The organism is Azospirillum sp. TSO5, from assembly GCF_003116065.1.
In the GTDB taxonomy this organism is placed as follows: Bacteria; Pseudomonadota; Alphaproteobacteria; order Azospirillales; family Azospirillaceae; genus Azospirillum.
In genome coordinates, this window is record NZ_LGQY01000147.1 from 1 (window position 1) to 5,923 (window position 5,923).

General features: G+C 57.0%; 7 protein-coding genes and 1 pseudogene. 7 read left to right on the plus strand and 1 reads right to left on the minus strand.

Annotated elements, in window-relative coordinates; genetic code table 11:
• From TSO5_RS33150 to TSO5_RS29980, 4 genes are all read left to right on the plus strand, one after another.
• Positions 1 to 186: hypothetical protein (locus TSO5_RS33150; protein WP_348981070.1), on the plus strand; the 186-nt coding region annotated here is incomplete at its 5' end.
• Positions 187 to 732: 546 nt separating this feature from the next.
• Positions 733 to 1,800, plus strand: a complete 1,068-nt coding sequence (locus TSO5_RS32450; RefSeq protein ID WP_146203863.1) for a hypothetical protein — start codon at positions 733 to 735, stop codon at positions 1,798 to 1,800.
• Positions 1,801 to 1,993: 193 nt separating this feature from the next.
• On the plus strand, positions 1,994 to 2,383 hold the full coding sequence (locus tag TSO5_RS29975; RefSeq protein ID WP_109155033.1) for a hypothetical protein: 390 nt from the start codon (positions 1,994 to 1,996) through the stop codon (positions 2,381 to 2,383).
• A complete protein-coding gene (locus tag TSO5_RS29980; protein ID WP_109155034.1) occupies positions 2,380 to 2,892 on the plus strand; it encodes a hypothetical protein in 513 nt (170 codons plus the stop codon). The genes TSO5_RS29975 and TSO5_RS29980 overlap by 4 nt, the downstream gene beginning before the upstream one ends.
• Positions 2,893 to 2,973: 81 nt before the next feature.
• On the opposite strand, the gene TSO5_RS29985 is transcribed toward TSO5_RS29980, so the two are convergent.
• Positions 2,974 to 3,648 (minus strand): hypothetical protein, encoded by a 675-nt coding sequence (locus tag TSO5_RS29985; protein ID WP_109155035.1) that lies wholly within the window; start codon positions 3,646 to 3,648, stop codon positions 2,974 to 2,976.
• Positions 3,649 to 3,824: 176 nt separating this feature from the next.
• Between TSO5_RS29985 and TSO5_RS29990 the strand changes: the two genes are divergently transcribed.
• From TSO5_RS29990 to TSO5_RS33560, 3 genes and pseudogenes are all read left to right on the plus strand, one after another.
• Positions 3,825 to 5,003 (plus strand): hypothetical protein, encoded by a 1,179-nt coding sequence (locus TSO5_RS29990; RefSeq protein ID WP_146203864.1) that lies wholly within the window; start codon positions 3,825 to 3,827, stop codon positions 5,001 to 5,003.
• Positions 5,004 to 5,347: 344 nt separating this feature from the next.
• Positions 5,348 to 5,560 (plus strand): hypothetical protein, encoded by a 213-nt coding sequence (locus tag TSO5_RS29995; RefSeq protein ID WP_146203865.1) that lies wholly within the window; start codon positions 5,348 to 5,350, stop codon positions 5,558 to 5,560.
• Positions 5,561 to 5,632: 72 nt separating this feature from the next.
• Positions 5,633 to 5,844: pseudogene (locus tag TSO5_RS33560) on the plus strand (transposase); the annotation flags it as partial.
• Positions 5,845 to 5,923 lie beyond the last annotated feature (79 nt).

The window sequence follows — 5,923 nt, forward strand, 5'->3', positions numbered from 1 at the left end:
CCTGCGAGACCTCTCCATCGTCAGTGCGGCTGGTCATACGAGGGCGGGCTGCTGCTGACCGCCTTCAAGCTGCTCGGTCACGCTTCCAAGCAAATGACGCTCCGCTACGTACATCTTGCTCCGGATGCTCTGGACGGCGCGATCATGGCGCTCAATACCGGCGCGGCTCCAGCGCCCCACGTGTGAGCACCGGCGCGTCAAGAGAACTGTCCGTGGTGGTTCCTCGATCGACCCCGCTGGAGAGTGCGGTGCTAATGGTGCCGTTCGGACATGTGGCTGCTCACTACCCATCGGTTGCAGTGTCACACTACAGCCAGCGATCTAACACCGACGGGTGCGGGGTTCCTCTCGTCACGGCGTTGATCCATGAACGGTTCGTCGGAAACGTGCGGATGGGAGGCTTGATGCACCAAATTGTTGATCTACCTTTTCCACCAACATTTCTGTGTCCAGATAACCTAACCCGTTCGTGTCAGACGTAGTAATCAAGCGCATTATTCACTGTTGAAGGCCTTACAAAGATTGTGTGACGATTGGCAGCGGCGAACCGTAATGCCAACGCAAAAGTCGTACAACAAAGTGGCTGGTCCGGATGCAACACGCCAAATACCTCAAAGTTGATTTCTCCTGACATGCGCAATCAGGTAGCATGTTGGCGGATCAGCTAACAGATATTGTTAAAGAGATCGCAGAGCCCAATCACCCTCTTCTGCCAACTTAGACGAGGAAGCGATGTCCGGAATAAGTAAAGTTGAGGTGCGTATATTTCCGTTTTTGTCATGGCAGTTTACTTTGGCCGATACAACACACGATGCGACGATATCGGCTAGAAGGCAGGTGCTGCGTTGGGTATCTGAACGGCTTAACGATGCGAAACCACCACAAGACTGTGAAACAGACCCCTCTTTTCACATTTTTGGTGCTGTTGGCGAAGAGGTTCAAGCGCTAACCTCAGGCAATGTATTTGCTATAAAGTATAAGCGCCCTTCTTCTCATGGTCGATCTGGTATCGATGTTGGGGAGATATTTATTGCTCCAGGATCGGTACATATTCGTATCGAGTGGCACACCTTCAGCAATGATTCTGACTGGACCCCACCGTTACCAACCATTGTTAAATGGCTAAATGGGCGCCCTGGCCTGGCCGACGGTGGGCGCCGCCTATCGACCAAACCATTACCGTTAACAAGCGGCAGTTCTTTCGGTGAGTTCTTCGAGTTGGTCACAAACACTAGTAGATTACATCCAATCATTCTGTCTGTTTACCCGGATCAAGGTCTTCCAAGAATTGATCCTCATGAACTTGCTGCTCAGCTTTCCGGCATATGCCATTTTTTCACTTCAAGGCACGCTGAGGCAAATAAAATTATATCGTTGATGGAAAAAGATCTGCCGCCTGATCCGTCAGGCGGAATATTTATATTGTGGCCAACTTTAGTAAATTCGGGACTACGTCAATGGATATCATTTTCTACCTTGAGCGTTGACAGCGAGGGTGAAAGATCTTTGGTGATTCGCCGTATAGCTGCAAGTATAGTTCAATCTCTTAACTCATGCATTCCCCTGTTCGTTCGCCATCGGTCGTTCCAAGACATGCTTAATGAGAACGCCGTTGACTTTGATAGGAGAGGCAGCAAGGAACATGGATCCATTGGTGACAACTGCGACAAATTGAGGAGAGAGCATGATGAATTGAAAAAAGATTATGACGAAATATTAAATGAATACGCAAAATTGAAAAGTGATCTGGAGGATGCCGAGGCGCGCTGCGCTTACTATTACGCTTTATGTAGTGGATAATCAATTGCATATTTAGACCTTATATATAACATTCAGTAATATTCTTTGATGTGCATTGCATGTTCAGGCCTATACCGGATAATACTATGTAATTTAATAGGAGGTACAGCAAAATATCTCAACTGCATTCGTATTGAATTAGCTCCTCTTTGGTCCATATTGATGATGCATGATCAATATGGACGGAGGCTGTATGGACGAAATCAAGCCGAATGACGCGATACTTCGAGAGCTTTGGCGACGCAACGCCCTTCGGCGCGAGGCGAAGCTGCCGCTCATCGATATCGGCGAGGAACTCGACCGCGCCCTCCATCGACGGGCGGTGAACGACTTCTACGCCGCGCGCAAGGCGCTTGATCACTTGCGACCCCACTTGGAGGAGAAGTGGATCGCCCGGCGGCGGCTGCGCGACCCCGGCTACATTCCCAACCACAACACCATCTGGTGCATGATGGCTGGTACCCATGTCACCAAGGTGCCCGACCGGATTTTGTGGATGCGCACCGGGCGCGTTCATCCGGAGTGGTCCGGTAAGGTGATTAACTACGGCGAGGATACTGACGACGTCGAGGAGAATGTATGAGTACCGCAGACCGCTGTGCGGCATTGGGGCGCCCGATCCTGTACCTCGACATTGATGGTACCCTGCTGCGTCGCCGGGCCGAGGTTGCCGGTCTTCGTGACGCATATGAGATCGATCCCGACGCGCTCGGCCTTCTCGCCTGGGTAGTTGAACATTTCGAATGCTGGTGGCTTAGCACTCGTTGCCGCGACGGGAACCCTGAGGGTGCACTTCGAGCGTTTCGCCATGCTCTGGGCGTGACGAAGCTTCCTGAAGAGTGGGCGCGCGTGCTCGGAGTGATCCCTGCGGCGGCATGGTCCGCGTCGAAGGTCGAAGGAATCAACCTGACCTATTCTGCTGGGTGGTTCTGGATCGACGATGCTCCCGGTGCGGCGGACGTTGCCGCTCTGTCCGCCTTGAATGTCGAGGACCACCTGATCCGCATCAATGATCGGGAACAAAGACCGCTGATGCGCGTCAAGGCCGTTCTTGTGCATGGTTGTATGGGAACACCGTTCGTGCTGCCGTGAACAAGGCCCATGGGACAGATGGCGCATACCCGCTGTCGCTATGGTCGTCCACGCAGCGCTGCTGAGCGGCCTCAGCCCCGGTTACCTCTGGGGCGTTCGGCTTCCCATTTTTGTCATCCAACCGCATGGTTCCTCCGGGCGTGGAGCAAAGTGATTGGTCACACATCCGTTGATATCGAAGAGGATGGTCCGATCGTAGGTGTGACGCAGGGCGTAGCCGGTGACCGCGCCGAATGCCGTGACGTGGCCATGGCATCTCTGGTGGTGCGCGCTCACCGACCGGCTGGCCCATGCGATGCGCTCGTTCAGGGTGGATTGTGCCACCTCGTCGGGAAGATCGATGCGCTTCAAGGCGTCATACGCCATGACCGCGACGAAGATCGGGTCCGGAACCCGGCGATCCGTCTCGACCAGTACATACTGGTGGAAGGTTGCGCGATCCCGCTTCTCGCGTTGTCGGGCCGCTCGCGCACGTGCAAGGGCAAGCTCCTCCTGCGTCGCCGCAACAGCTTGGTCAACAACCGCTTGGTCAATTCCGAGCCCGCTGGCGAGCTTGGGGATCAGCATCGGCTCTTCGCCCGTATCAAGGAGGAGATCGACCCGCCGCAGGCCCTTCGTGATGTTGGTGTAGCCGAGACGCCGGGCGAAATCGGCACGGCTCAGTCCCTGGCGGTTCATCTCAGCGAGGATCAACTGTCCAACGGCATACCGCGTGATTCGAAGCCCAGGGGTCAGCACCGGTCCTTTGCCCTTCATCGTGATCTCCTTCGCCCTGTGTGAACAGTCGGCACACGACGACGGTTGCCCGGAAATCGAAAGAGGGCTGCCGATGCGCTTAGTTTGCTCCTTCGGCGTGCATTACGAAAGACACCCGCGCTGGCATTCAATGGGAATGGGTGGGTGCGCCTCATTCCAGCCAGGGAGCGCGAAATATGTCAACGAAGGTGGCGACTCAAAGCCAAGGGGGTAATCGCCACACCCGTTCTGGGCGGAAGCTGATGATGATAGGGCTTCTCGCCACTGTCATCTCCGCGGGCTTCATCATGTACCTGAACGTCACGGCCCGGCAACCAACCGACGCTGACATCCGTGCAGACCTGATCGCGGTGATCCGGGAGGCGGCACCGCGCGAGCGGTTGGAGAAGGAGATCGCCTCTGCTCTGGATCAGGATGCACCCGAACAGGCAGAGGAGTACATCGAGGTCGTTGATCTGATCGGTGTGCCCATCGACCCAGCCCTTCGCACGCGCTTGGCAGAAGAAACCTCAGGCTGGCGAGCAGCGGCGAGAACAACTAGGCGCGCAGCTAAGAGCTTCATGACCGGCGAGGGGGAGGCCCCAGTTGGAATCGCCGCCGCCTTAGCATCCGACCTCACTATGGTGGGCGACGTCCGTGATCTCGCCGGTCAGGCTTCACGGATGCTCAAGGGCGAGACAGTGGACGAGTTGACGCTAGGGCTGTCCATGGCGGGCCTTGCGATGACCGCTGGCACCGTTGTCACGGCGGGCGGCGCTCTGCCCGCCAAAGTGGGCATCTCTTTGGCGAAACTGGCCCGCAAGATGGGCAAGCTGACCGTCAAGTTCCAGGCGGAACTTGGACGCCTCGTGTCTAAGGCCGTCAATATGCCTGGCTTTCGCGAAGCTGTCCGCGACATACCCTGGTACCGGGTGGATGAACTCGCATCAGCAGCTCGCCGTCATGCCGCCGCCGTCAACACCAACGAGGTGCAGAGGGTGCTCACGTCCGTGGGCGAAATCAGCAAGGTGACCACCCCCGCCAAGGCACTCAGGGTTCTGAGCCATGTCGATGATGTGAATGATCTCCAGAACGCCGAACGCGCTGCCAAGGTGCTCGGGAAGCCTGTGAGTGGGGCGTTGCGGCTCACGGGGAAAAAGGTGCTGGCGACCGTGGCTCACGCCACAAAAATTTCGGCAGCAATGATCGGCGCAGTGATCGCCGCTGTTCTTGGCGCTCTGTCGTTCCTGTTCGGGGCATTGACAGCGCTGATCGCAGTTCTACGGCTCGGAAGGCTTGCTCGGTGGATCTTCCGAAGCACTGTGGGCCGTCTCGTGCGTCCGCGAGCGCAGGCTTCGTCGGAAGGGATAAGCTAAGTGACGGTTTTCGGAACGCGCTGAGATGGGTGGCGGCGATGAAGACGACTGCCACGGTGAGCAGCGCGAGTATGATCTGTCCTTCTGCTCCATCTATGATCCGAGTGTTGTTGACGAGTAGCCAGGCGCAGCCGTGTGTATTCCGTCTACGGACCTGTTGGAACGTCTATCTGTCGCGGGGAGGTCGATGCGGACAGCTACGCCGAGACTCTGACGAATGCCAACAATCTACACCCCGGCGTCATACCCTTCCGCCAGTAGCACGCGGGGGAAGGTCGGCGGCCACCCCGGTGAGGGGAGTTGACCATCGAGCCGCAATGTTGACCACGATGAAGGAGGCAGCCGTGATCGACCGCAAGAACGTCAACACCCAGCCTTTCAACCGGACGCGCCACCACGTACTGCTGCCGCATCGAGGCAAGCTGGTGTGGCAGTTTAGGCCTAAGCCGCGCGCTTTCATGCGTTGGGCATGGCACGGCTGCGGTCGCCGTTACCTGCGCACCTACTCGGTGACCCTGCGATGGCAGAGCCATCTCGAAATCAACCGTTGCAAATAGGAGGGCTGAGCTGGTCCCCATCTCCCGGACATTCGGATAAACTTGGTTCGCCCGACGGAAAGGACGGACCTGATGAAGGGGAATCGAAAGCCGTATTCGGTAGAGTTCAAGGCGAAGATGGCGTTGGAGGCGATCCGATGCGACCTAACCGTGTCGCAGCTCGCGGCCAAGCACGGTGTGCACAGACGCTGATCAACACCTGGGAGCGGCAGGTTGTTGAGGGCATGGCGGCGGTGTTCTCGGACGAGGCGGAAGTGGCCCAAGCGTCGCACGCCGCCGAGGTCTGGAGCGCGACAATGAACGTGAAGTGCCAGCGTCATTGAAGGTGAAGTGTGGGGCCGACCGGAGGGCGGGCGAAGCCCG

What these genes read in the sequence shown, in the direction of transcription:
- TSO5_RS29980 (WP_109155034.1), top strand. Translation starts at nt 2,380, where the DNA reads ATGAGTACCGCAGACCGCTGTGCGGCATTGGGGCGCCCGATCCTGTAC.
- TSO5_RS32450 (WP_146203863.1), top strand. Translation starts at nt 733, where the DNA reads ATGTCCGGAATAAGTAAAGTTGAGGTGCGTATATTTCCGTTTTTGTCA.
- TSO5_RS29975 (WP_109155033.1), top strand. Translation starts at nt 1,994, where the DNA reads ATGGACGAAATCAAGCCGAATGACGCGATACTTCGAGAGCTTTGGCGA.
- TSO5_RS29985 (WP_109155035.1), bottom strand. Translation starts at nt 3,648, where the DNA reads ATGAAGGGCAAAGGACCGGTGCTGACCCCTGGGCTTCGAATCACGCGG.
- TSO5_RS29990 (WP_146203864.1), top strand. Translation starts at nt 3,825, where the DNA reads ATGTCAACGAAGGTGGCGACTCAAAGCCAAGGGGGTAATCGCCACACC.